Source organism: Microcoleus pseudofavosus SVA1_A4 (assembly GCF_036700565.1).
In the GTDB taxonomy this organism is placed as follows: domain Bacteria; phylum Cyanobacteriota; class Cyanobacteriia; order Cyanobacteriales; family Microcoleaceae; genus Microcoleus.
In genome coordinates, this window is the sequence record NZ_JAUBPE010000067.1 from 22237 (window position 1) to 46040 (window position 23804).

The window sequence follows — 23804 nt, forward strand, 5'->3', positions numbered from 1 at the left end:
ATGATTGATCTAAAAAAGGGGTTACAACGATCCAGCGAAATTGTCCATCAGACTAAACAGATTTCTCTCAATACGCTATGGGATTCAGCAACATCTAACGATCGCATATTCCACTCAGATCAACTCTCTCACCTGCCAGAAACAGCAAGACGATATCTCGAACACGCGATCGCACCTGGAACTAAGCTCGCATCTGCGGTTCGATTGCAGATGCACGGTGAAATCAAATTGAAGAGTTGGATTCCATTCAAAGCAGAGCAAGTAATTTGTTGGGATCATGGACTAATTTGGAGTGCTACGGCATGGATGAATGGCTTACCAATTATGGGTTCCGATCGCCTCATAGACGGCGTAGGTTCTATGCAGTGGAAGCTTTTAGGAATTTTCCCGGTGATGATAGCTTCAGGTACTGATATTACGCGATCTGCTGTTGGTCGTCTTCAGTCTGAGTCAATCTGGTTGCCATCTGCATTGTGTGGTGATGATGTGTCATGGACAAGCATGGATTCATCACATTTACATTCTAGTTTTGTAGTGCAAGGTGAGAGAGCCGAACTAGATTTTACCATCGATCGAACGGGTCGGCTCAAGACCTGCAAGCTACCGCGCTGGAATAACCTTGATGGCTCTGAGTTTCATTATATGGACTTCGGTGGAATTATGGAGGAAGAACGCACATTCTTTGGCTACACTATTCCGACTCGTCTGCGAGTTGGATGGTATTTCGGTACCGATCGGTTTGAGTCAGAAGGCGAATTTTTCCGAGCCACAATCGATGATGCAATCTATCGATAGGCTCATACACCGGGCGACTGGAAGTCGCGGCTACACAGGCAAAACCCGGATGTGCGCGGGTTTCAAACCCTTAATTTTGAGTTAGTCCGCGCACCATCCAGACTTGGTTTGTATAGCCGCGATTTCTAATCGCTAGGGCTAGGTGGAATCTATCGGTAGAACGATCGAATATCAAAGAGTCTGTTACGGCTAGCGGAGCCTGATTTATGCAGCAGGAATTTCTATTTGCTCTAACACTATCAGCTTTGCCCGTTGTCAGCAACTTCATGGGAGCAATGATTGCTGAAGCCTTGCCGACATCAAAACAAACATTAGGACTTGCACTGCACGCTGCTGCTGGCGTACTGCTGGCGATCGTATCTACCGAACTGATACCTAAAGTCGTTATCGCTAAACCTGTTTGGGCAACGGTTCTAGCATTGTTTTTAGGTGGAGCTTTTTTTGTATGGGTTAATCAACTTCTCAACTTAAGCAAAAATCGACTGCGTGGCATCGATCTCAATACTGTGAGTTTGGCAATTTTTCTGAGTATTGCGATCGACTTATTTGGCGATGGATTAATGATTGGCACCAGTCTGACGATCTCGCCTCATTTAGGAGTAGTGCTGGCATCGGGGAGAGTTGTAGCTCACATTCCAGAAGGATTTGTCACTAATGCAGCGTTTAAGAGTCAAAATATGCAGCGAACATTGCGATTTTTGTTACTTGCGGCATTTATTATTCCTGTTTGGCTGGGCACGACGCTGGGCTATTGGGGATTGCGCGGACAAGCCGAGCTTCCCAAGCTAGTTGTGCTTGCATTTACAACAGGCACTTTGATGGTGGCGATCGCTGAAGAAATTATTCCTGAAGCGCATCAAACTCAAGACACAAACTGGTCTATCTTGACATTTATCGGGAGTTTTGCACTTTCAATACTGTTCTCGTCTTATCTTGAATAGCAGAGCAACTCTACGCCTTTGATTAAACAAATTAAACTTAAGAAGGACACTGATTATGAACAGAATAAGATTTATCGGTATTGCTGGTGGTACAATAATTGCAATCGTGACAACATCTTATTTATTAAGCGATAAAAGTAATCTTTTAAGGACGGATGTGAAACAGTCAAACGATAACAATGAAACTCTCAAGCCGGACGAAAAAGAGATTTTGTTTCTCGCCTCACTCGCGCCAAGCGGTCACAATACACAACCTTGGTTTGTCCAATATCTCGAACCTTATCACTGGATTATCGGCAACGATAAAAGTAAATGGTTGCCTGCTGTTGACCCAACTCAGAGAGAAACGATTTTATCTATCGGCGCTTTCATTCAAAATCTGGAATATGCTGCTGGTTCTTTTGGCTACGTTTGCCATTGGAATTTGTTAGCTACAACCAATCAAGACGAACAGATAATGGAAGTAAAACTGATCGAAGAAGCATCAAAAAAAGATTTTGATATCGCCAAAATTAAAAATCGCCGAACTGTTCGTTCCGATTTTTTAAGTGCTGTGCTGAAAAAAGAAGATTTGGAATATATTGTCGATTCTGAATCGGAATATATTCATTATCTGCCTACTACCAGCAAAGAAAGTCAATTTATAAACGAACAAACTATTGAAGCAAATCGCATTCAATCCGATCGCAACCCAGCGCAGCAAGAGTTAGCCAACTGGATCAGATTTTCCACAAAGGATGCCGATAACTATCGTGACGGGCTGACAACAGCAAGTATGGAAATAGAAGGATTTTCTGGATGGGTGGTGCGGAATTTCTACAGCAAAGACAATGTGATGACAAAGGATTTTCGAGAGACAGGGCTTGATAAAGTTAAAAAAGAAGTATCGGCATCGGCAGGTTGGATTCTAATTACTAGCAAAGATAATTCAGTAGCGACACTGCTAGAAACTGGCAGACGAATGCAAAGACTTTTCCTGAAAGTGCGGGAAAAAAGTATCGCCATTCATCCGATGACTCAGATATTGGAAGAATCATCAACGAGGCAACAACTGAATCAATCAATTGGGATAGATGAAAATATTCAATTTATCTTGCGAACAGGTTATTTGAAGAATTATCCACCGTCGGTTTCACTACGCCGTCCAGTTGATTGGTTTATGAGGAAATGATGTATTCACTCATGTATGTCTAATTAGAGATGACATTTTAATCAAAACTGTTCCAATTGATAGATGATATTTAAAATTTTTAATTATAATATAAATAGGACTTACCCAAAATCACAGTACGGTCGCCATCTTGGCGGTGAAGGAACCGCCAAGATGGCGGCGTTAAGTAAACCGTGCGTTAGTCCTGATAAAAAACAGCTAAAAATTAATAATAGGGTTCAAATTCGGTATCAACAAATATTTGTATAAGCACTTTTGCAAAATAATTCCCATAATTACTAACGCTACATCAAAGCTTTTGATGGGTAATATTAAAAATCTGCCCTTACTAGCAACCACAAAATAACCAGCAATTGAGAGGTCAGTAATGCCAACGGCAACGGACTTTAAAGACTATTATGCCATCCTGGGAACGAGCAAAACGGCAACCCCTGAAGAAATCAAACGGGCTTACCGCAAACTGGCCCGCAAGTATCATCCTGACCTCAATCCTGGGGATAAAGATGCAGAGGCAAAGTTCAAAGACTTGAACGAAGCAAATGAGGTACTTTCCGATCCTGAGAACAGGCAAAAGTACGATCGCTTTGGTCAACATTGGAATCAGCCGGGATACACTGAAGCACCAACCTCTAGAGGAACTAATGTTTCGGCGGAAGACTTCGATCGCTACGAGGACTTTGATTCATTTATCAACGATTTGCTGGGGGGAATGAAAGGTGGATCGAAACGTAGAACCCAGACCTATCAAACTGCGACCAATGGTTTTAATGATTTTGGGGACGGATTTCGTTCTCAAGCGCCCGCGCCGGATACCGAAGCTGCGATCGCACTCACATTTTCCGAAGCTTTTCACGGTGTCCAGAAACGGCTACAACTCGACGATGAAACAATCAACGTCCGCATTCCCGCAGGCGCAAAACCCGGTAGTCGCATTCGACTCAAAGGTAAAGGTCGTCCTAGTCCATTTTCTCAACAGCGCGGCGATTTGTATTTAACTATCGAGATTTTGCCCCATTCCTTCTTTCGATTCGATGGTGATGACCTAGTTTGTGACATTCCAATTCGCCCCGATGAAGCCGTTTTAGGGGCAGAAATCAGCGTGCCAACTCCCGATGGTAGTGTCACAATGAAAGTACCCAAAGGAGTGCGATCGGGACAATCGCTCAGACTGCGCGGCAAAGGCTGGACATTGCAAAAAGGGGGACGCGGTGACTTACTCGCCAAACTTCTGATTGTCACGCCAAAAGACTTAAGTGCGATCGAGCAAGAATGCTACGAAAAAATCCAGGCAAATACGAGTTTTAACCCGCGTACTCAGTTAGAGGAAATTAAGTTATGAGCTTTAGCCTTTCAAAAATTGTGGTTTCACCCGAAGGTGAGCAACTCTATACCTTTGAATATGCTGCATTGCTAACAGAGACTTCGATTACGCTGGTGAAGGTTTATGTTGAGTTAGGGGTAATTGAGCCGATCGGCGACCTGCTGCATCCCCGCGAGATTGCTCGAATTGCTCAGATTCAGCGGTTGCGTCAAGACTTGGGGCTGAACTTAGTCGGAGCCGCAATGGTGCTCGATATGGCTCAAGAAATTGCTCAATTACGGGCACAGCTCAAGGCGCATCAGTCTCGGTCACGGAACGAGTTATGAGGTGTCTAAAGCAACCAGAATCGGCGTTCGATCGGGAGATGTAAAGTTTTGACACAAATCTTTGTTGCTTGCTTTTAGACTTATCTTGACCTATAATTTGAACTATGAACTACCGAAATTACATTACGCTCGAACCCAATAAACGCAGTGGCAAACCTGGTGCGCGCGGCTTGCGAATTTCGGTTTATGAAGTGCTTGAGTATTTGGCTTCCGAGATGACCGAAGCAGAGATACTTGACGACTTTCCTGATTTGACACGGGAAGATTTAAAAGCCTGTATTGCTTATTAGACCAGCCGAAAAAACGAATTATGAGCTATCAGAAGCAACCCGAAAAATTGGCGTTTGATAGAGAGCGCAGCGAGGTGCTGCAACAGTGGGAAGATTGGCTAGAAACACCAATGGTGGTGCTAAGCTTTGCTTGGTTAGGACTGTTTATCGTTGAGCTAGTTTGGGGACTAAATCCTCTATTAGAAGCGATCGGCATTACCATTTGGATTGTCTTTATTGTGGATTTTAGCATCAAATTTCTCCTCGCTCCTCGCAAACTTTCTTACCTCAAGCACAACTGGTTAATTGCCTTCTCACTGTTCATCCCAGCGCTACGAACCCTTCGGATTGTGCGATTCATACAGTCTTTGCGATCGGTTCATGCGGTTCGAGGGTTACAGTTGTTGGGAATGATGACACGAACCAACAGAGGAATGCGATTACTCGCTGTAAGTGTTCAGCGTCGAGGGTTTGGCTATGTGATGGGATTAACTGCGATCGTTATCTTAGTTGGAGCGGCTGGAATTTATACGTTTGAGCGCGAACTTCCTAATAGCAATATCACCGACTATGGTACTGCGCTGTGGTGGACGGCAATGCTGATGACCACGATTGGATCTGATTACTTTCCGAAAACACCGGAAGGGCGGCTGCTATGTTTTTTACTGGGATTGTATGCGATCGCAGTATGTGGTTATGCGACAGCAATGTTAGCAACATTCTTTGTAGGTCAGGATGCCGAGGATGATGAAGCAGAACTAGCAGGTGCAAAATCAATTCAAGCCCTGCAAGCAGAAATTGCGGCATTGCGAACTGAGGTTCAAGCCTTAGCAAAACGAGATTTAAACCAATAACTTGCTAAGACTAGCAAGTTAAATATAACCCGGATTTCATAAAAACTATTCCTTAAGAACGATACCCTCGCCAATGATAAAGGGTAGGCTAACGATAAAATACATTGCGGTGGCAATAACGAGCGCCATATTAGTCACTTCAACTTGTTCTTTAACAAGCTTAGTCCAATAATAATTGAAGTTAAAGGGTGAAGTGTATTTACTTAAACCCATTCATAAGCACAAGCAAAATTATTGTCACAGCTCATTTGCTTCTGTGCCTAATCAAATCAAGAATACAGAATTTAAGAATGCGAAATTAATTTTGCATAGTACACATTAGGTGAAACTCGTTAACAAAGGAGATATAAATGAAAACAAAAGTAGGGCTGTGGATTGACCATAGGAAAGCTACTGTCGTGGCAATTACAGAGAAAGGAGAAGAGATAAAAGAGATAATTTCTGAGGTGGAAAAACAGCCTCGGCGTTCTGGTGATTCACCTCTTAAGGGTACTTATGAATCGCGTCAGATTCCCGCTGATAATACACGCCAGAGAACTTTTACAGGAGAACTCAATATTTACTACGATCGGGTAATTGCGTATATTCGTGATGCAGAGTCTATTCTAATATTTGGGCCGGGTGAGGCAAAAGATGAACTAAAAGAACGTCTTGAAAAAAATAACCTCAGTGGCCGCGTTGTAGGTATTGAAACAGTTGACAAAATGACTGATTCTCAGATTGCGGCGAAGATTCGACAGCACTTTGCCGAGTAGCGATCGGCTGTGATAGAGAACCCACGCAGTCAAGGCTTTTATCAAAATTATTGGGCTAAGTTTGCTCCTGATTTCTGTGCTTGTAGAAACGCCGAAAAAGAAAGCGAACCATTCCGATCGGGAGTGATAAAATGATTTACTTTCCTTAGTTTTTCCATCTCAATTAACTAAGCGCGATCGCAGGTTGACAAAGAATTCCCTCAGCTTCCGATAGAATTCTTTGTCCTAGAAATTGAATCTAATTACCCGGCAGCAGGCCCATTCATCGAAGTCAAAATCTTCTGTACAATTTGCACCCCTGTCACGGCTTGCCAACCAAACAATCCCAGTAGAATCATGTTCAGCAAAATATGGATGCTGCGAACCCAGTCATGCTTCTGCATAAAGGGAACCAGCGCAGCAGAAGTGGAAATTAACCCCACCATTCCTAAGCCTGCAAATAAATGAGGGCCGATTATAATCTTGCCATTATTAAGGTAGGTAACAGTGATTCCCCCGATCGCCCCAATTACCATCAATGCTAGGAGAATAGAGCCAATTTGGTGATGGCGGATAGCAAACCGACCTTTAACCATTTCTTTCTTGAGATCACCTTCTGCTAGTCTCGTCCGTCGAACTTGCACACCCAAGTACAGGACATAGAGGGCAACAACCAGCAATATCCACATAGTAATGGGGTGAAAAAAGCTGAGATAGGGCTTGAGAGCCGCTAAATTTTCCAAATTCATACGGTTATATCCAAAGTTTTCGTATCTATTAAATTTATCTTGGCATTGTATATAGCAATTTCAAGTTACCCATAAGATAGATTTTGTTTAAATTTTATCCATAAACATCATTTATTATGACAACTTAGAGCGGCTTTCTGTAAAAAATTTGTTATAATAAAAAGAGTTAGAAAATAAAGTGTTGCAATATTTTTAGAGTCGCTTTTTACATGACTGCACCAGTTTTTTTGCAATCAGTTTTACATTGGAGATTACAGCTATGAAAACGAATGTTGGTTCCCTCGATCACCTGATCCGCCTGTTGTTGGCTTCGGTGTTATTTTATCTAGGACTTTTCCTTTACAGCGGTACAGGATTGGGGATTGGTCTAGTCGTTGCAGGTAGCGTATTGCTGGTGACGGCTCTGGTCGGTTTTTGCGGTCTTTATAGCCTTCTGGGAATTCGTACCAGCCAGACGAAAGAGCAACTTTAGAAAAATTCATTCATGAACTCTTAAAGAGTTTCATCATGGACAATAGTCTTCCTCTCGAAAGTCCATCTCTATCGCGGTGGCAACTACTCAATTTCATCACCGGAGCCGCCGTCGCCGCTACCGCAGGTGCCGCGCTCTATCCTGTTAGCAAATTCTTCATTCCGCCGGCAGAAACGGGAGCGGGGGGAGCCATTCTTGCTAAAGATATTTTAGGAAACTTAATTCCAGCCTCACAAATCCTGGCAGAACCGCCGGGAACCCGTGCCCTGGTTGCAGGTCTAGCAGGAGAACACACCTACCTGATTGTCAAAGAAGATCGCACCCTAGACAGCATCGGGATTGTTGATAATTGCACTCACCTCGGTGGTGCGTGGCCCTGGAACCCAATGGATCGGCAGTTTCAATGTCCCTGTCATGGTTCCCGCTATGCCCCTGATGGGACGGTGGTGCGTGGCCCTGCTCCTCTACCGCTGAAGATTGTCCAGGTTGTGGCGATCGATAACAGCATTTTGATCTCACCTTGGACGCAAAACGATCCCCGCACTGGAGAAAAACCCTGGTGGGTTTGAGGATGAAGTGATATCGAGAAAATCCATTTCAGGAGAAATCCATGAGCTTTAAGAAATCAATTCAGACCATATTGCTGGGATTTGCACTATGTTTTTGCCTCTTGGTTAGTATTGGGCAAAACCCGATCCTCGCAGCAACTCTCATAGAAACTAAACCAATTTTTCAAGAAAAAATGCAAACAATGTCTGAAAAAACCGTGAATCTGGAATCGGGAGTCGATCGCTTTCTCACGTCGATTCCAGCAGGCTATTACACGATCGCCAATGTCAAAGGGTTGAAAAGCCTCTTAGAGAACCCTCAAACCCTGTTGGTGGATGTGCGAGAACCATCTGAGTATCGATCGGGACATATCGCTAATGCGATCGATATTCCGCTCCGAACACTAACACACAATCTGGATCGAATTCCGCGCGATCGCCCCATAGTTTTGTACTGTTCAACGGGCTATCGATCGGCAATGGGAGTAATGACATTGCACCTATTAGGCTATGAAAATGTCCAGGGATTTCCGCCAAGTTTTGCAGGCTGGAAAAACGCAGGAGAGGCGATCGCCTCTAGTTAATGCACAAAAAAATGAGGATTAAAATCCTAATTGTTTACTCTGGAATTGCAATACATTTTAACTTTCTGAGGACTTTTGTGATGAACTCTATCTACTTTAACGGGTCTAAAATTCGCCCGATGCGCTGGCTGCTGGCTGCTTTGATCTGCATTTTACTGATTGTCTGTATTCCCTTACCTGCTTTTGCTACTGTGACGCAAATCGAAGAATATCCAGGGCAAATGCTTTATCAATCCCGACAAAAACTGCAAGATCAGAACGGAAATTCCTGGCAGGCGATCGCCTTCAAGCGCATCCATCCTGAAGGTAGTTATACTGTCTCTCTGCGCGTCGTGGGCTTTCCTGGTGCGTTGGAATTCGATCGCACTCAACCGCTGATTCTGACAACATCTATGGGCGAAACTCTAACCGCCAAGGATATTTCTAGCGAAATTTCTAAGGACACACCAACCCCAGCGAATGTCGCAGAATATGACATTAAAACTGTCCTACCGCAGTTGCAGGCTGAAATTCCCCTTCAGCTAACTTTACCAGTGGTAACTGGCTCAGCGATCGAGTTACAAATCCCATCGACGGCGATTCAAGAGTGGCAAACAATTTCTGCTCATTAACTAACTCCAAAAAATCAAACCGATGAATTACGATATCTTTGACGAACAATACTACCTCTCGCAATATCCTTGGGTCAAACCAGCCATTGATGCCGGAGTCCTCAAATCCGGCAGAGAACACTTTCAAAAATACGGTCAAGCCGCCGGCCTCACAAAAATATCGCGTTATTTTGACGAAGCTACCTACCTTGCCGACAATCCAGAGATAGCACCCTTCGTCAGCACAGTCAACCCAAACGCGCCCTTTGCGACCGGACTAGACCACTTTATCCAATACGGTTACGAACAGGGTCGCAGCCAAGTATCGCCTGAGTATGACGAAGCCTTTTATGTAGCAAATAACCGAGATTTACTGCCGTTTATTCAGAATGGAACTTTTAAAAATGGCTACCAGCACTTCATTCAATTCGGAATCAAAGACGGTCGGTTTGGAACTTCATTTTTGGAATCGGAATACTTACAGAAAAACCGCGATATTGTGCCGTTTGTCAACTCTGGAGCCTTAAAAACTGGTCGCGAACACTACTTCAAGTTCGGAAGTTCCGATCCAAGCCGCTCTGCGACTTTTGTTGGAACTTCGGGCAATGACATTATAACTGGTTCCGGGGTGGGGAATGCCGAATTATTTGGAGTTGAAGTAGGTATAGAACCTCATTACGGCGCCCGATTGTATGAAAGTGATGGCAGCAATGAATTTGATACTCTCATTGGCGGTATCGGTCGTGATAAATTTGTGTTAGGCGAATATCAAGCATTCGCCCGTAATGTGTCATTGCGTGGAGTACAGTATTACATCGGGCCGGGTTTTGCTACAATTCGGAACTTTACCCAAGGTCAAGATAGCATCCAGCTATTAGTGGATTCCTCAGATCAGTTATTGGTGTTTCCCATCAACAATAATCGAGATTTAGCTATCCAAAGGAAAGGCTATCCCACCTTTGAGAATGGAGTTTCTGTTCCCTCAACCAGTCCATTTGATACAATTGGTGTTATTGAAGGTGGCGGAAATCTCAGTTTGAATCTATCACCAGGATCTGGTTTCACACGTTTACTTACGTAGAAATCTCGAAGCTATTCAGGATTTGCCTGATTGCTGCTGTCGCTGCGATCGCACTTTTTTATTGGCTTGGGTGGAACAGAAAGATGGCTTGTTTATCCAATTGTGCTATGGATAACAGGCTTAGGCGGTTATTTGATGAACATAACAACAACCAAAAAAATTGGCGATCAGCACCTATAAAATAATTTTGTAAAAAGTTAAGGAGAGATAAAAATATGAAACAAAAGAAGCGATCGCTAAAGCAAATTAGATTTTTTCTACTTTACACTTTTGCCATCACATGGTTGTGCTGGATAATTATCATCATTGGCAACAGATATTTTAATGCTCTTTGGTATGGTGAGCCTTTATTATTGATACCTTACTCAATCGGTAGTTTTGGGCCAGCCATTAGTTCTTATATTATTTATCGACAGTTCACTGAAGATTTTGGTGAAGAATCTTTTGTTAAGTATATCTTTGGTGAAAAAATTGATAAAAAAGTATGGCTGATATTTGGATTATTTTTAATGTGGCGTCTATTTATGGTTTGGATTGGCTTTGGAATCAATAAGCCTATATCAATTCTTTCTGTAATTATTAATCTACCACTGCTTATTCTTTTAGGTGGATTAGAGGAATTAGGTTGGCGTGGAATTTTGCAACCTAAATTAGAAAAGGTAGTTAATTATTTACCTTCTATCCTTATGGTAGGAACTATATGGAGCATATGGCATTTGCCGTTATGGTTTATAAAAGGGACAATTCAAAGTTCATTTCCATTTGGATTGTATTTATTCTCAGGCATAATTTTAACTTCCAGTTTTACAACTCTGTATAAATACACAAGCAATTTATTTCTCTGTGTATTAAGTCATGCCTGGTTCAATGGATGTATTGGCTTAGCTTTGTATATAGGTAATAACGGAGCCTTGCAGCTAAATTTGAATGGGAAAGTAATTTTTGTTTTTTCCATCGAGCTAATAGTATCCGTTATTTTAGGAATAGCATATAGTCGTAAGAAAGCCCTTCTGTGTTAAGCAATACTTTCAATTGAAACAATTACTAACGTATTTCCGACTTGCATACTTAATCCCTTGGATGATTTGGTCAATTATAAGTCATCTCATTCAAACGTTATTCACAGTTTCTTCATTTTTGTTCACTATCATGAGAGATAGTTAATTTTTTGGTTTTTGACGAGGATGAAATCTATGAAATGGCAACAATTAATTCTGGCTTTTATAGCTACCATTTGCTTAATATTTGCAGGCAATGCCCTGGCGCAGACTGATATCAATATCAACAATACCAACCTCATCCGCTTTGGTGGAAGCGTAACCGTACCAGAGAACCAAGTTGTCGAAAATGCCCTTGCTTTTGGCGGGAGTGTTACGGTATCCCCTAATGCCAAAGTTGTAGATACTGCGATCGCGTTTGGCGGAGATGTCATCCTGCAAAAAGGAGCGCGGGTAGAAGGGGATGCTTACTCATTTGGCGGCAAAATCGTACAGGAACCAGGTGCCATTATTGGTGGTGAACGCGCTACATTCAGCGATCGACATGGCATGATGTATGGCTCCGATCGAGGCAGAAGTAGCTTCTTCGCGCAATATTTCTTCAGTACCATTTTTAGAACTTGTTCCGCTGTAGTAGCAGCTATTCTCGGACTGATCATCTTACAAACCAGCCCACAGTTCCTGCCAAATTTGGCGACAAAATTGGGTCAACACCCCGGTTTGACTGCTCTATGGGGAATAGGGGCGATCGTTTCCTTTGTCTTTGCTACCGTGTTTTTAGCGATTACGCTCATTGGTATTCCTCTGATTCCACTCCTGAGTCTGACTGCGGTGATTACTGCTCTAGTGGGATCATTAGGCGTAGCACTTTTTGTCGGTCAACGCCTATTCCGTAATGGTAATTGGTCTTTACAGCAGCAGTTCTTGGTGGGTTTGGCGATCCTGACAGTTATGACACTAATTCCCTTTTTCGGAGGGTTAGTAGTTTTCCTAGTCAATCTGTTGGGCTTGGGTATCATCTTGCTGTGGCAATTTGGTAGAGAAAAACCCCAAATAGCTACTTAGTGAGTAGGGCGGTATAAATGTTGATCGGGGTGAACAAGGTTCTGACGAAGGCAACGGCCAAAAATGTTGAAGGTAAATTTTAAAAATGAGAAATCCCCAGAAACCTTTCTCGCTCAGAACATATCTATTGATTGTCGTGGCGATATCTTGGCCATTTCAAATTGCGTATATGCTGTGGGCAAAGACGCCGTTTATGCGCTATGCCTTAAGCTCATTACCAATGATTATGGTCACAGTTGCTACTTATATCGCTGGTCGATATATATTTCATGATAGCTTCTCAAAAGCTGGTTGGGATTGGGGTAAATCAAAACACTATTTAGCCGTCTTTTCAATAGCGATCTTTGTCTGGGTTGTTCCTACAATCCTAGAATTAGTCTTAGGAATGCGGAGTATTCCTAAAGGCGTTATCGTTCCAGAAATTCTCGGAAATTTTCTACTTCGTTTTATCGCAACCTTGATTCCAGCCTTGGGCGAAGAGTTTGGTTGGCGCGGCTATATGTTACCGCACTTGGTAAAACGATACAGATTAAGAACAGCACTGCTGCTTCATGGATTTATTTGGTGGGCATGGCATTTGCCTGTGATTGTTGGAATGGGCATGGCTGAAAAACTTACTGATAATATGGGTACTTCAATAGCCATTATGCTTGCAATCACTTTAATTCCTAGCATGATGCACGCGATGATTTATGCCTACATTTGGACAGTTACGCAAAGCCTTGCTGTTGTAACTGTTTATCACGCTGCATTTGATGAGATTCGTGATGCGATCGAAACTACGATCGGTTTTTGTTCTCTGGTTGAAATCTGGCAGATGCTTACCTTGACAGTATTAGGCGGACTGCTGCTGTGGAAGGGAAATTGGAAACAGTTAACTGCGAGGAAAACATGAGCAAATCACTCTGGGCAAGGTGTCAGGGAACTTTATGAAATCAAAAACAGAACGAATGGCACGATTTAACGCCGAAAATGGAGAAATTATATTGACACAATATGAAAATTGAAACCAAATTAACTCTAATTAAAGCTATTCACACTTTGATATGGATATTCTTTAATTTTGTTATTTTCTATATGCTTTATGCCGCCATCGCCAATAAACTCGATCTTTTGCTCTGGATTGGTTATGGATTTGTATTTTTAGAAGGTATAATCTTACTAACCTTTCGCTTCGTCTGCCCGTTAACTCTGATTGCACGGAAGTATTCAAATTCAACAAAGGACAATTTTGCGATTTATCTTCCTAATTGGCTATCTAAGTACACGTTTTCAATCTATACAGCTATTGTAGCGATCGTTCTGATCATCACAATCTATCAAATTCTGAATTAACAAACATAGGTAAGTATCATGTGGATTAAGTGGATTGCAATTATTGGTGTTTTAATCATAGTCAGCTTTGGAATTGCTGCCATTTATGGTAGCTATCGCTGGGAGTCAGATACCGATCGCCTACGAGCAAAATTAACAAATGGACGGCGAACAATTAAGCCCAAAATCTACGACCAAAAAGAGATTGAAGGCTTGCCAGAACCCGTACAGCGATTTTTTCGGACGGTAATTAAGGACGGACAAGCGATCGTGGCGGCGGTCAAACTCTCTCAGCAGGGACTGTTCAATATGAGTGAAACTGAGAACAAGTGGAGTCCGTTTACTGCCACTCAATTTGTGATTACTCAACGTTTGGGTTTTGATTGGGATGCACGCATCCAGATGGCTCCAGGAGTTAATGCCTTTGTTCATGATACCTATCTCTTAGGAGAAGGCAGCTTACACGCATCATTACTCGGTCTTTTTACCGTTGCAAAAATACCCAGTACGCCTGAAGCGAACCAAGGTGAATTATTGCGGTTCTTTGCTGAGGCTCCTTGGTATCCCACTGCACTATTACCCAGTCAAGGTGTGCGCTGGGAGGCGATTAATGACACCTCTGCTCGCGCTACTTTGACGGATGGTGCAACCACTGTCTCCGTCGTATTTCAGTTTAATGCTGAAGGGACGATCGATAGGTTTCGGACTGAAGCTCGTTATCGTGACAAGCTGACTGCGATGCCTTGGGGCGGTCGATTATGGGAATATTCAGTTCGTAATGGGATGCTGATTCCTTTAGAAGGCGAGGTGGGATGGGAGTATCCAGAAGGCACTCGGCTATATTTTAAAGGAAGAACTACAGAGATTAGCTATGAGTTTGTGCTGTAGCAAAATCTTGGGATTGTAACCCTTGCCAATTTTTTTTACGATCGAGGTCGATCGCCCTAGTCACGGTTTGTTTAGTTGTGGCCAGCGTAGCTGCGGGCAAAAAAGCATCAATTAAGCGGGCAGAAGATTTGTGAGGCTATCGCTTTCTCAACAGGCTATTGACTCCGATCATTGACTTTCAGATATCGACTCCATCCAACGACAGATGTAAAGCCGGGATTATTTCTGTTCAATACTACCAATCAACTAAATTTTTAAGAGAATAGTAATGTTAGATATTGATGAAATGGGGCAAAAAGAAATACACGAACTCCTACACAAAGTAGGATACGGTCATCTGGGCTGCATACACGAAGGCAAGCCCTACGTGATACCAATGAACTATTATCTCGAAGAAGAGGACATTTACCTGTTTACAACGATCGGCATGAAGACTCACGATCTTGATGCAAATCCAGAAATTTGTTTGCAGGTTGAAGAAAAACGCGATCCGCGACCTTGGCGCAGCGCGATCGTCAATGGTCGAGCTTCCCGCCTGACTGAGCAACCAGATATCGCTCGGGCTATGCACTCGATCGAAGAGCGCAATCCAAACCTGTCACCTGCGATCGATCGAACCTGGATTGATGCTCAGGGACGTTCAGAAGCGATCGCAATCTACCGCATCCACGAGACTGAAATGAGCGGACGCACGACTGATGGAGTCAGCAGTAAGAACCCATAGGAGCGCTCTCGTCAACCGTGCAACTGCAAACTTATGAGGCAACTTGTTGATTCTCTATGGCACCTCATGCACCTGTTTGGACACTATCGACCCAGCAAGTCTACGAAACTTTGTCAACTTCAGAAAAGGGACTTTCAGAGGCAGAAACAGCAATTAGAATCAAGCATTACGGCTTTAATGAACTGCCCGAACCAGCCAGAAGATCGCTATTACTCCGCTTCACCGATCAGTTGACCCATTTCATGGCACTCTTGCTCTGGGTTGCAGGTGCGCTGGCTTTTGTGTCCGGTACACCAGAACTCGGCTGGGCAGTCTGGGCTGTAATCTGGATTAATGCCGGTTTCAGTTTTTGGCAAGAATTCCAGGCAGAACAAGCGTTAACAGCACTCAATAAAATGTTGCCCGCCCGCGCTAAAGTCTATCGAGATGGGAAGCTAGGTGAGATTCCCGTCAGGGAGATGGTTCCGGGAGATGTCATGCAATTGGAAGAGGGCGATCGCATCTCTGCCGATGCCAGACTGGTTTCGGCTCAGTCTTGTTATGTCGATGTTTCGGTGCTGACTGGAGAATCGCTGCCGGTTGCCCGATCGGCGGAACCTGTAGCCACTGAAAAGATGCGTGCCTCCGAATCAAGCAATCTGGTTTTTGCGGGTTCTACCGTTTCGGCAGGGCGTGGATTAGCTGTCGTGTACGCTACAGGAACTCAGACCGAGTTTGGTCAGGTTGCCCATCTCACTACAACTGTGAAGCGAGAACCTAGCACCCTGGAAGTTCAAATCAACAGCGTGGTGCACGTCATCACCACGATCGCCGTTGGGCTGGGTGTTGTGGTGTTTTTGCTGACTAACCTGTTGGTGGGCATGGAACTCAAGGAAAGCTTCATTTTTGCGATCGGGATTATTGTGGCATTTATCCCAGAAGGACTGCTGCCAACGGTGACTCTGGCTCTGGCTATGGGTGTCAAGCGCATGGCAAAGCGTAATGCTCTGGTGCGTCGGCTCTCGGCAGTGGAGACATTGAGTGCCACAACGGTCATCTGTACAGACAAAACAGGGACGCTGACCAAGAATGAGATGACGGTTTGCCGACTCTGGATTCCGACATCTGAGATTACAGTAACTGGAATAGGGTACGACCCGACGGGAGGAGAGGTACAAGTTCCTGCTGGGCGAATGGAATCACAGGTAAAGCTGCTGTTGGCGGGTTCGGCGCTCTGCTCCAATGCCCGCTTGAACCATCCAGCAGGTTCCAGTCAGTGGCAGGAGATTGGCGATCCCACTGAAGCGGCTCTGCTGGTGGCTGCCCTAAAAAAGAAACTGAATTTTGAAGAACTACAGCGTCAGCTTAAGAGAACGCAGGAAGTTCCTTTTGATTCGCGCAGACGGATGATGAGTGTCGTGCTGCAAAGAAGTTCGGATAATTCAGGTTTAGGGTTTGAGTTAGAAGGGCAATCGGACAATCTCAAACCGCTAACGGCTCCCTATCTGATTTTTACAAAGGGATCGCCATTAGACGTGCTGCAACACTGTAAACAGATTTTGAAAGATGGACACATAGAAGAATTATCAGCAGCAGAACGGGCAGAGGTGACTGCTGTTAATGATGGATTTGCAAGTCGAGGTTATCGAGTTCTGGGAGTTGCCACGCGGCAGAAAGAGGAGCAACCGCAAGACGCCCAGGAATTGGAGCAAAATCTGATCTTCGTTGGGTTGGTGGCAATGATTGACCCGCCGAGAGCAGAAGTTGCGGACGCGATCGCCAAATGCCATCAAGCAGGTATCCAGGTGACGATGGTAACAGGAGATTATGGACTCACCGCAGAAGCGATTGCCCAGCAAATTGGCTTAGTAGATGGTAAAGCCAGGGTAGTTACGGGCGAAGAAATGGGACATCTTTCGGATGCCCAGTTGTGTCAAATATTGCAGCAAAAATCCGGGTTAATCTTTGCTCGCATGCAGCCGGAACAGAAGTTAAGGCTGGTTCAGGCTTACATCGGGATGGGTCATACCGTAGCGGTGACGGGTGATGGGGTGAATGATGCTCCAGCCTTGAGAGCCGCCAATATCGGCATTGCGATGGGGCTCAGCGGCACGGATGTGGCGCGGGAAGCCGCTGATATTGTGCTGATTGATGATAACTTCGCGACTATTATTAGTGCGATCGAGGAAGGACGAGCGGTTTATCAGAATATTCGCAAGTTCATCACCTATATCCTGTCCTCGAACATACCAGAATTGCTCCCTTTTCTGGCGATGGTGTTTTTTAAGATTCCGCCGGCTTTAGTCATTCTGCAAATTCTGGCGATCGATCTAGGCACAGATATGGTTCCCGCCCTAGCGTTGGGCGCAGAAGAACCGGAGGCAGGCATCTTGCTTCAACCGCCGCGCAAAAAGTCGAAACCGTTACTGGATAAGTCTTTAATGCTGCGTGCCTTTTTGTTTCTAGGGTTGCTCGAAGGTGCGGTAGGAATGATCGGTTTCCTGCTGGTTTGGCGGTCAAATGGTTACGGGATTACCGAGTTGCAGGCGATGACTTCGGCGATTCTTGCCCGATCGGGGACTGCTACTGAGATGGCAATTTATCATCAAGCAACAACTGTGACGCTGGCGGCGATCGTGGCTTGTCAGGTTGGAAACGTTTTCGCCTGCCGAAGTGAGCGCACCTCAATTTTTCGCTTGGGCTTTTTTAGCAACCATTTGATCTGGTTAGGCATTGCGGTTGAGTGGGCACTGATTCTATCTATTATCTATTTCCCACCTTTACAAAAAGTCTTTGCGACCGCACCCCTATCTCCCTGGCAATTGTCGCTGCTAATCTTCTGTCCACCATTGATACTAATCGCTGATGAAATACGAAAGAAAATTGTTCAGGCAGGGTAAACGCATTTTAACTTTAAACCACAATATGCTACAGTTAAATCCGACTAAATTTCAATAAGGCATTTGAGGTTAAAAATCTTTGTATATGACGACGGCTATTTTCTTGTATTGGTAACGGCCGGTTGGCAGCTAATTTTTATATCCTTACTTCGCGATAATTCTGTAGTAGCTACACCCGCATTTTTAGAGTAATTAACTGTCTATTGCTCAGTTTTTTTGCAGGACTGTTTGATAGAATTGTGATAGCATTTATGGTTGTGGTCTTGTTATTTGGACGAAACCATTCTTTTCTATCATAAAACAGTCCCTCACAGATAGCTGTCTAATAACCTCACGGTTTATTCTCAATAAGCACGGTTTTTTTTCTCCATTTTTTTCAGGGGGTCTGTTGCTTGAACAGCTTTTCCTATCTAGGTTTTACCTTCCTTGTCGCCCCCTCAAGCGATCGCCATCGATCCTATTGGCACACTCAATTCGATTGTTACTTCATAACCTCAAATTCGGAGCTGTTCCAGTTCCGCAATAATTCATACCTTCATTCAGCAACGCCGAAATTTGATTTCCTTGATCGGCATTGCAACGATCACAGACGCTCTCGCCCTTAAGACACCGTATTAGGGTCTGCTCTTAACCTGTCCTCATACCAACAGTTTAGCTGATTGCAAAGTGCGCGCCCGACAACAGCAATTTATGCAACTGTTAAGGCTGACATAACGGCTGCTACGCTGCCAATTTTTTCGCACTTCTTAAATTTGATTTTTACTTCAACTTACCATACCGTAACTTGACTATTAAATCAATCCAGTCTTTGTTAAAAACGCTAAAAAATCACTAATTTTTGTGGATTGCTAAAGTCAGGCAAGTGCCGTATAAAGTCAGGTATTTGCTGTACAAAAACAGGTAGAATTCAGGCTTTTGCAGGGACTGCATTCTCTCTGATTGTATCGGAAAATATACAGCAAACGCCTGAATTCTTAGGTCAAATTGCTGCTTTTTTGTGCTGTTCGCGCCTTTGTTTGTTGAGACTGATTATGGCTGTTCTCTCTCGGTAGCAAGCAATGTTTTTGCGATCGCAAACCATGACTAATGCGTGCAGACAAAAAATAATGCACCCTTATGAATGGGGAATCCTAGGTGTCAAGGCGCTTGATTTTTACCCGATATTCGACTCTGCCGATTACTCACATTGCTCCTGCTGTTGTGGCGGCTGTTGTAGCAGCACAGGCATCAATTGCCGCAACTTTCCCATTGCACTTGGGTAGTGAGCGATCGACTTGAGGGACAGCTCGATCGCCCACGACGGAGCTCATAGAATCAAACAAGTGATCGGCTACCCATCTCGCGCCGTAGCTTCAGCTATTGAGGAGGATTTTGCGGAGGCAACCGACGCGGGTCTTTGTTGCATCCACCGATGTTTTGGCGATCGTCGGCGGCTGGTGGAATTGGCCCAGTTCAAACAGCTTGTGAGTTCTCCGGCAACAACCGGAAAAGGCATAAAAGCTAACAATTTCTAACAAAAGCTAATAAAGCCGATCGCCCATAGCTTCTGTCAGTGGTTGCCTCTTCCGTTTCAGAATTGAAGAGATAACCAGGGGCGAACACATAATTAAGCATAATTAAGCATAATTAAGCATATTGCTGTTCGATTTTTCGGTCTAGTCACGGAGAAATTGGGGGCGATCGGCTTGTTGGGCAGCCAGATCGCTCCTGGTTGATTCCTCGGTAAATCGATAGTGAATAAGGAAGCCACTATTTCTATAAAGGGATAGGCGGAGATACAAGCCATTTACCTCAAATTGGCTTGCTGGCTGATTTAGCTTAAATCCTTGCTAAGCTGGGCTTTCAGCCCTGTTCGCAAGTTTCTGCACAATTGTTAATCAAACCTCTCTCACTGCTCTGCTTCAGGTTTAGATTCCTTCGGTTTTTTCTCAAAGACTTGAATATTTGGCTCTAATAGCACAAAGCCGTTAGAGGTTGATTCACCCATCTTGCCACCGATAGCAGCCACCCACATGGGGTAGTTGGCAGCATCCTCCTCAAGCTTCTTCCATATTTTGGGCTTAACAGTAACGGACACTACCCGACTGTCACAGTCAAGCTCAAAGGTTTTCCAGTTGTCTTTGTTAGTCTCTACGTTATTCGGGAGTTCGTTAATTTTAATGATGAGTTCGAGCTTGCCCATTGTCATAGGTAGTTTCGTTGGTTTTCTGGTACTTTGTCAGCTTTGTTATATTCTCCAGCCTAGGGGATGAAGCTGTAACAGTTTCATCAGAACGGGCATACCCTTTCCTACGTCAGGAAACCAAAATATCCTGATTCAAAGCCTCAAACATCTATAAATTAAGCTAGGCGGGGATACCTACTTTCCTCGCCTAGGGCTTACAACGGCTACAGCTTCCCGAGCCTATTCGTATATTGTCAGGTTCGGCAATTGTTTAACCACTTTGGGGATAAAAGTGGAAGTAATCGAATTTCCTGTGATCCGAAGCTCTCTCAGATTAAACAGTTGCCCTAGCGCCTCTGGAAGGGAGCTAATTTTATTTTCATTGAGATCAAGTTTTTCCAGATTAGACAGTTGTCCAAGCGCTTTTGGGATGGAGCTAATTTTATTTTCACTGAGAAAAAGCACTTCCAGGTTTGACAGTTGCCCGAGCACTCCTGGGATGGAGCTAATCTGATTATTGCTGAGGGAAAGGAATTTTAAGTTGGAAAGTTGCCCGAGCGCTTCTGGGATGTAGGTAATCTGATTGCCAATGAGGATAAGAAATTTTAGATTAAACAGTTGCCCGAGCGCCTCTGGGATGGAGCTAATTTGATTGCCAGTGAGGTGAAGCAATTTCAGGTTGGACAATTGCCCAAGTGCCTTTGGGATAGAGGTAATCTGATTACTAATGAGGTCAAGCTTTGTAAGATTGGACAGTTGTCCGAGCGCTTCTGGGAGGGAGGTAATTTGATTGCTCGAAAGGTCAAGTTCTGTCAGATGGGTACACTTGACAATTTCCGATGGTACTTCTTCTAACTCCAGACCCGACAAATCCAGTTCCATCAATTTTTCCTCGGCGGCCCGTTCAATTCGTTGTACTGCTTCTTCTCGCGTCATGTCCTTTATCTCTCAGTAGGATTCATTTTATTATGACCATAAGTTTAGCCTGTTGAAAAAAACGACAGGAATCAGGAAACGGTAATTTTCCCATCTACGACTCGAAACTGCTACGGCAAGGTCAGAATATAATAAATAACTTGTTGCGCTAGCAGGTTTTTCGTGCTGGCAACTGGTTGGTAGAGGAAAGAAGAGCAACAGCAAAGGTTAGTAAAATGGATGAACTCGTCAAAAAAATAGCTGCCTTGGGTTTACCAGGTATCATCCTGGTAGTAACGATGGCTGCGACAGGTTTTACAGGAGCGGCTGCAATCACAGCAGCTTTAGCATTTCTGGGAGGCCCTGCGGGAATGTTAGGTGGCATTGCCGTGCTAGGTTTGACAGGATTGATTGCAGATGCTTTGACAAAAGTGGGGCTGGAAGACTTGCTAACAGCGATTTATTGCCAAAGGCGCTTATCCGAACCGCACGGGAAACTTTTAGAAGAGATTGAGCAATTATCCCTCTTTGATGGCGATATCAAAGAAAGGCTCAAGCAAACTGTGACAGATGGATGTGGCTGTTCAGCAGCCAGCGCTGCAAACATTTCAGATGTTACCAGGGAAGCTCGCGCCATTTTAGAAGCTGTCCCAGGAATGACACCAGCACACCACAGGGATTTTAACAGTTCCAATCCAATTATGAGACTTAGGGATGGAACAGCGGTCAGGGCTTGGAAAAACCCCCTCGGCGTCGATCACATTTTTTTAGCCGATCCCGATGGCAAAATGATTTACGGTGGCTTCGTAGGCTGGATTCACAGCGAGGGTTTGAATCGAGCTATTTCGCAGATGAGAAGAGACTTGACGTAAAGTAGATAGGATAGAAAGCATATTGTAAATAAAAGTTAAGTTTTCCAAACCACTACCATGCCCTTATTAAGAGCTAAGGAATGAAAAATAAATAACTTAATGAATTACTCAGGTTGGGGTACGGCTCGATAATTCCATTTGGGCAAATATTCGTCAAAAACAATTTGCATAGTATTTTTGAAATTATCAGCCACCTTTCGACCAGTTTTATAAACTTTATTAAGGATATTTACAGCTACAGATAGTCCCGTTTTAGTTTGAGTTTTTTCCACGAGAGCTTTGACTAATTCTAAACTTGTAAAAATTACTCCTTGACAAGACCTAGTAATATGAGGAAAAAGTCGATGTTCTATGGGATTATATTTAGATGTATAAGGAGGATAATGAGCAATTCTGATCTCAATTCCTATTTCATTAACTAATTTCTGCAAATCTTCTTTGAAAATATAATGATTAGCATTATTACTACCTCCACCATCACATTTAGCCAAGATCGAATTAGCGTTAGGATAGGTAGCTTTTCCATGATTATTCCACCATTTCTTTAAAGACTCGCAGGCGAATTCACTGGTATCTTTACTATTTCCTAATGTTATATATCCTCGGTTTTGTTGAGAATCATAAATCCCATGTGGAATCACTTTTCCGTGACCTAAACTCCAAAAATCATGATCTAAAGTAGTAACAGGTTCCTTTGTATAGAGAGTTCCCGGACGATACAAATTTCCTAAAACTTCTTTCTTTTTGGTGTCAAAACGTAGGATAGGATTGCTGGCTTCTCTATACTCTGTATCCAGTCTCGCAATATTTTTAAATTGAGCGTCCCGATTTTCATTAATTCCTATTGTTTGTTTTTTTTGGGCTTTTCGTTTCACATAGCCATGCTTTTTTAATAGTTTTGCAACTAAGGGGAGACTAATGGTAAAACCTGCCGCTCGTAGTCCAGAAGCTATTTCTTTATGCGTCAAATTAGTCCATTTGATTAACTCATTCATTGGGTCTCCGGCTGTGTGATTTTTTAAAACTTCTAAAAATGCTGCATCAATGCCGATTTGAGTAGACAGAATACTTTTTCTTCCCCCTCCTTTCTTTCTGATCCTGGAACTATTGAGTGTCTGTTCGTCCATTTTTTCTAAATCTTCCAATCCCTTGATGATGGTATTTCGACTGCATCCCAAAAGTTGCATTACATAGCTAATTCCACCCCATCCTAATTTTTGAGCTTCTATAGCTGCATACCTTCTTTTATCCTTTTCTGATAAAGATTTATAAAATTTTTTCATTTCTGACTCAATTAAATTAGAATAAAACATGGATTTAAAAGGAAATTAGAAGAGTTAAGTAGAAAAATCTGTTGTGAGTCGAGCTCTGTAGGAGTGAAAATTGTAATCCACACTTTTTTCATTATAACCGATAACTCATCAACTTATTTATTTTTCATTCCTTAGTATTACAAGTAAATTAAAACTACTCTGGGGTAGTAGGGGTCGTGGGTTCAAATCCCGCCGCTCCGATAGATGGAATCCTTATTTTATAAGGGTTCCATTATT

At 43.5% G+C, this 23804-nt stretch carries 26 protein-coding genes; 21 read left to right on the top strand and 5 right to left on the bottom strand.

All coding sequences use genetic code 11. From position 1 onward, the window contains the following. The 8 genes from QUA02_RS24385 (at position 1) to QUA02_RS24420 (ending at position 6432) form a co-directional block, all read left to right on the top strand. Positions 1-795, top strand: a complete 795-nt coding sequence (locus tag QUA02_RS24385; protein WP_333031618.1) for a DUF6920 family protein — start codon at positions 1-3, stop codon at positions 793-795. A gap of 206 nt (positions 796-1001) precedes the next feature. Next, complete coding sequence (locus QUA02_RS24390) at positions 1002-1736, top strand: ZIP family metal transporter (RefSeq protein WP_333031619.1); 735 nt, start codon at positions 1002-1004, stop codon at positions 1734-1736. A gap of 55 nt (positions 1737-1791) precedes the next feature. Continuing rightward, positions 1792-2907 (top strand): Acg family FMN-binding oxidoreductase, encoded by a 1116-nt coding sequence (locus tag QUA02_RS24395; protein ID WP_333031620.1) that lies wholly within the window; start codon positions 1792-1794, stop codon positions 2905-2907. A 367-nt stretch (positions 2908-3274) separates the two neighbouring features. Continuing rightward, positions 3275-4246, top strand: a complete 972-nt coding sequence (locus tag QUA02_RS24400) for a DnaJ C-terminal domain-containing protein (protein WP_333031621.1) — start codon at positions 3275-3277, stop codon at positions 4244-4246. After that, positions 4243-4554, top strand: coding sequence for a chaperone modulator CbpM (locus tag QUA02_RS24405; RefSeq protein WP_333031622.1), 312 nt, complete (start codon positions 4243-4245; stop codon positions 4552-4554). The genes QUA02_RS24400 and QUA02_RS24405 overlap by 4 nt, the downstream gene beginning before the upstream one ends. A 104-nt stretch (positions 4555-4658) precedes the next feature. Beyond that, on the top strand, positions 4659-4844 hold the full coding sequence (locus tag QUA02_RS24410) for a DUF433 domain-containing protein (RefSeq protein ID WP_333031623.1): 186 nt from the start codon (positions 4659-4661) through the stop codon (positions 4842-4844). 20 nt (positions 4845-4864) lie between these two features. After that, complete coding sequence (locus tag QUA02_RS24415; protein ID WP_333031624.1) at positions 4865-5677, top strand: potassium channel family protein; 813 nt, start codon at positions 4865-4867, stop codon at positions 5675-5677. A 350-nt stretch (positions 5678-6027) separates the two neighbouring features. Then, the gene (locus QUA02_RS24420; protein WP_333031625.1) at positions 6028-6432 is read left to right on the top strand and encodes a hypothetical protein; all 405 of its coding nucleotides are present in this window, start codon (positions 6028-6030) and stop codon (positions 6430-6432) included. Between the two features lie 242 nt (positions 6433-6674). On the opposite strand, the gene QUA02_RS24425 is transcribed toward QUA02_RS24420, so the two are convergent. Beyond that, positions 6675-7160: a DUF4079 domain-containing protein gene (locus QUA02_RS24425; RefSeq protein WP_333031626.1), complete on the bottom strand. Its 486-nt coding sequence runs from the start codon at positions 7158-7160 to the stop codon at positions 6675-6677. Positions 7161-7419: 259 nt separating this feature from the next. On the opposite strand from QUA02_RS24425, the gene QUA02_RS24430 reads away from it, so the two are divergent. The 11 genes from QUA02_RS24430 to QUA02_RS24480 all read left to right on the top strand — a co-directional run bounded on the left by QUA02_RS24430 (position 7420) and on the right by QUA02_RS24480 (position 18303). Beyond that, complete coding sequence (locus QUA02_RS24430) at positions 7420-7632, top strand: YgaP family membrane protein (protein ID WP_333031627.1); 213 nt, start codon at positions 7420-7422, stop codon at positions 7630-7632. A gap of 35 nt (positions 7633-7667) precedes the next feature. Next, positions 7668-8201: a cytochrome b6-f complex iron-sulfur subunit gene (gene petC, locus QUA02_RS24435; RefSeq protein WP_333031628.1), complete on the top strand. Its 534-nt coding sequence runs from the start codon at positions 7668-7670 to the stop codon at positions 8199-8201. Between the two features lie 41 nt (positions 8202-8242). Beyond that, positions 8243-8764, top strand: a complete 522-nt coding sequence (locus QUA02_RS24440; protein WP_333031629.1) for a rhodanese-like domain-containing protein — start codon at positions 8243-8245, stop codon at positions 8762-8764. Between the two features lie 80 nt (positions 8765-8844). Next, complete coding sequence (locus QUA02_RS24445) at positions 8845-9375, top strand: DUF3122 domain-containing protein (RefSeq protein WP_333031643.1); 531 nt, start codon at positions 8845-8847, stop codon at positions 9373-9375. A 22-nt stretch (positions 9376-9397) separates the two neighbouring features. After that, positions 9398-10435, top strand: coding sequence for a calcium-binding protein (locus QUA02_RS24450; RefSeq protein ID WP_333031630.1), 1038 nt, complete (start codon positions 9398-9400; stop codon positions 10433-10435). Positions 10436-10650: 215 nt separating this feature from the next. Then, on the top strand, positions 10651-11454 hold the full coding sequence (locus QUA02_RS24455; protein WP_333031631.1) for a CPBP family glutamic-type intramembrane protease: 804 nt from the start codon (positions 10651-10653) through the stop codon (positions 11452-11454). Between the two features lie 174 nt (positions 11455-11628). Continuing rightward, positions 11629-12498, top strand: a complete 870-nt coding sequence (locus QUA02_RS24460) for a DUF8173 domain-containing protein (protein ID WP_333031632.1) — start codon at positions 11629-11631, stop codon at positions 12496-12498. Positions 12499-12583: 85 nt separating this feature from the next. Further along, positions 12584-13393: a CPBP family intramembrane glutamic endopeptidase gene (locus QUA02_RS24465; protein WP_333031633.1), complete on the top strand. Its 810-nt coding sequence runs from the start codon at positions 12584-12586 to the stop codon at positions 13391-13393. A 458-nt stretch (positions 13394-13851) separates the two neighbouring features. Continuing rightward, a complete protein-coding gene (locus tag QUA02_RS24470) occupies positions 13852-14700 on the top strand; it encodes a DUF6920 family protein (RefSeq protein ID WP_333031634.1) in 849 nt (282 codons plus the stop codon). Between the two features lie 268 nt (positions 14701-14968). After that, entirely contained in the window at positions 14969-15424 is a 456-nt protein-coding gene (locus QUA02_RS24475; protein ID WP_333031635.1) for a pyridoxamine 5'-phosphate oxidase family protein, read from the top strand. A gap of 56 nt (positions 15425-15480) precedes the next feature. Further along, the gene (locus QUA02_RS24480; protein WP_333031636.1) at positions 15481-18303 is read left to right on the top strand and encodes a cation-translocating P-type ATPase; all 2823 of its coding nucleotides are present in this window, start codon (positions 15481-15483) and stop codon (positions 18301-18303) included. A 1181-nt stretch (positions 18304-19484) separates the two neighbouring features. Here the strand turns inward: QUA02_RS24480 and QUA02_RS24485 are convergent. Further along, complete coding sequence (locus QUA02_RS24485) at positions 19485-19613, bottom strand: hypothetical protein (protein WP_333031637.1); 129 nt, start codon at positions 19611-19613, stop codon at positions 19485-19487. Positions 19614-19625: 12 nt separating this feature from the next. On the opposite strand from QUA02_RS24485, the gene QUA02_RS24490 reads away from it, so the two are divergent. After that, the gene (locus QUA02_RS24490; RefSeq protein ID WP_333031638.1) at positions 19626-19817 is read left to right on the top strand and encodes a hypothetical protein; all 192 of its coding nucleotides are present in this window, start codon (positions 19626-19628) and stop codon (positions 19815-19817) included. Between the two features lie 374 nt (positions 19818-20191). Here the strand turns inward: QUA02_RS24490 and QUA02_RS24495 are convergent, their stop codons facing one another. Continuing rightward, positions 20192-20491 carry a hypothetical protein gene (locus QUA02_RS24495; RefSeq protein WP_333031639.1) on the bottom strand — a complete coding sequence of 100 codons (300 nt, stop codon included), beginning with the start codon at positions 20489-20491 and terminating at the stop codon, positions 20192-20194. A 216-nt stretch (positions 20492-20707) separates the two neighbouring features. Further along, entirely contained in the window at positions 20708-21349 is a 642-nt protein-coding gene (locus tag QUA02_RS24500; RefSeq protein WP_333031640.1) for a leucine-rich repeat domain-containing protein, read from the bottom strand. A 269-nt stretch (positions 21350-21618) separates the two neighbouring features. Between QUA02_RS24500 and QUA02_RS24505 the strand changes: the two genes are divergently transcribed. Then, a complete protein-coding gene (locus QUA02_RS24505; protein ID WP_333031641.1) occupies positions 21619-22254 on the top strand; it encodes a hypothetical protein in 636 nt (211 codons plus the stop codon). A gap of 104 nt (positions 22255-22358) precedes the next feature. Here the strand turns inward: QUA02_RS24505 and QUA02_RS24510 are convergent, their stop codons facing one another. Further along, on the bottom strand, positions 22359-23567 hold the full coding sequence (locus tag QUA02_RS24510; RefSeq protein WP_333031642.1) for an ISAzo13 family transposase: 1209 nt from the start codon (positions 23565-23567) through the stop codon (positions 22359-22361). Between the last annotated feature and the right edge of the window lie 237 nt (positions 23568-23804).

What these genes read in the sequence shown, in the direction of transcription:
- QUA02_RS24385 (WP_333031618.1), top strand. Translation starts at nt 1, where the DNA reads ATGATTGATCTAAAAAAGGGGTTACAACGATCCAGCGAAATTGTCCAT.
- QUA02_RS24390 (WP_333031619.1), top strand. Translation starts at nt 1,002, where the DNA reads ATGCAGCAGGAATTTCTATTTGCTCTAACACTATCAGCTTTGCCCGTT.
- QUA02_RS24395 (WP_333031620.1), top strand. Translation starts at nt 1,792, where the DNA reads ATGAACAGAATAAGATTTATCGGTATTGCTGGTGGTACAATAATTGCA.
- QUA02_RS24400 (WP_333031621.1), top strand. Translation starts at nt 3,275, where the DNA reads ATGCCAACGGCAACGGACTTTAAAGACTATTATGCCATCCTGGGAACG.
- QUA02_RS24405 (WP_333031622.1), top strand. Translation starts at nt 4,243, where the DNA reads ATGAGCTTTAGCCTTTCAAAAATTGTGGTTTCACCCGAAGGTGAGCAA.
- QUA02_RS24410 (WP_333031623.1), top strand. Translation starts at nt 4,659, where the DNA reads ATGAACTACCGAAATTACATTACGCTCGAACCCAATAAACGCAGTGGC.
- QUA02_RS24415 (WP_333031624.1), top strand. Translation starts at nt 4,865, where the DNA reads ATGAGCTATCAGAAGCAACCCGAAAAATTGGCGTTTGATAGAGAGCGC.
- QUA02_RS24420 (WP_333031625.1), top strand. Translation starts at nt 6,028, where the DNA reads ATGAAAACAAAAGTAGGGCTGTGGATTGACCATAGGAAAGCTACTGTC.
- QUA02_RS24425 (WP_333031626.1), bottom strand. Translation starts at nt 7,160, where the DNA reads ATGAATTTGGAAAATTTAGCGGCTCTCAAGCCCTATCTCAGCTTTTTT.
- QUA02_RS24430 (WP_333031627.1), top strand. Translation starts at nt 7,420, where the DNA reads ATGAAAACGAATGTTGGTTCCCTCGATCACCTGATCCGCCTGTTGTTG.
- petC (WP_333031628.1), top strand. Translation starts at nt 7,668, where the DNA reads ATGGACAATAGTCTTCCTCTCGAAAGTCCATCTCTATCGCGGTGGCAA.
- QUA02_RS24440 (WP_333031629.1), top strand. Translation starts at nt 8,243, where the DNA reads ATGAGCTTTAAGAAATCAATTCAGACCATATTGCTGGGATTTGCACTA.
- QUA02_RS24445 (WP_333031643.1), top strand. Translation starts at nt 8,845, where the DNA reads ATGAACTCTATCTACTTTAACGGGTCTAAAATTCGCCCGATGCGCTGG.
- QUA02_RS24450 (WP_333031630.1), top strand. Translation starts at nt 9,398, where the DNA reads ATGAATTACGATATCTTTGACGAACAATACTACCTCTCGCAATATCCT.
- QUA02_RS24455 (WP_333031631.1), top strand. Translation starts at nt 10,651, where the DNA reads ATGAAACAAAAGAAGCGATCGCTAAAGCAAATTAGATTTTTTCTACTT.
- QUA02_RS24460 (WP_333031632.1), top strand. Translation starts at nt 11,629, where the DNA reads ATGAAATGGCAACAATTAATTCTGGCTTTTATAGCTACCATTTGCTTA.
- QUA02_RS24465 (WP_333031633.1), top strand. Translation starts at nt 12,584, where the DNA reads ATGAGAAATCCCCAGAAACCTTTCTCGCTCAGAACATATCTATTGATT.
- QUA02_RS24470 (WP_333031634.1), top strand. Translation starts at nt 13,852, where the DNA reads ATGTGGATTAAGTGGATTGCAATTATTGGTGTTTTAATCATAGTCAGC.
- QUA02_RS24475 (WP_333031635.1), top strand. Translation starts at nt 14,969, where the DNA reads ATGTTAGATATTGATGAAATGGGGCAAAAAGAAATACACGAACTCCTA.
- QUA02_RS24480 (WP_333031636.1), top strand. Translation starts at nt 15,481, where the DNA reads ATGGCACCTCATGCACCTGTTTGGACACTATCGACCCAGCAAGTCTAC.
- QUA02_RS24485 (WP_333031637.1), bottom strand. Translation starts at nt 19,613, where the DNA reads ATGAGCTCCGTCGTGGGCGATCGAGCTGTCCCTCAAGTCGATCGCTCA.
- QUA02_RS24495 (WP_333031639.1), bottom strand. Translation starts at nt 20,491, where the DNA reads ATGACAATGGGCAAGCTCGAACTCATCATTAAAATTAACGAACTCCCG.
- QUA02_RS24500 (WP_333031640.1), bottom strand. Translation starts at nt 21,349, where the DNA reads ATGGAACTGGATTTGTCGGGTCTGGAGTTAGAAGAAGTACCATCGGAA.
- QUA02_RS24505 (WP_333031641.1), top strand. Translation starts at nt 21,619, where the DNA reads ATGGATGAACTCGTCAAAAAAATAGCTGCCTTGGGTTTACCAGGTATC.
- QUA02_RS24510 (WP_333031642.1), bottom strand. Translation starts at nt 23,567, where the DNA reads ATGTTTTATTCTAATTTAATTGAGTCAGAAATGAAAAAATTTTATAAA.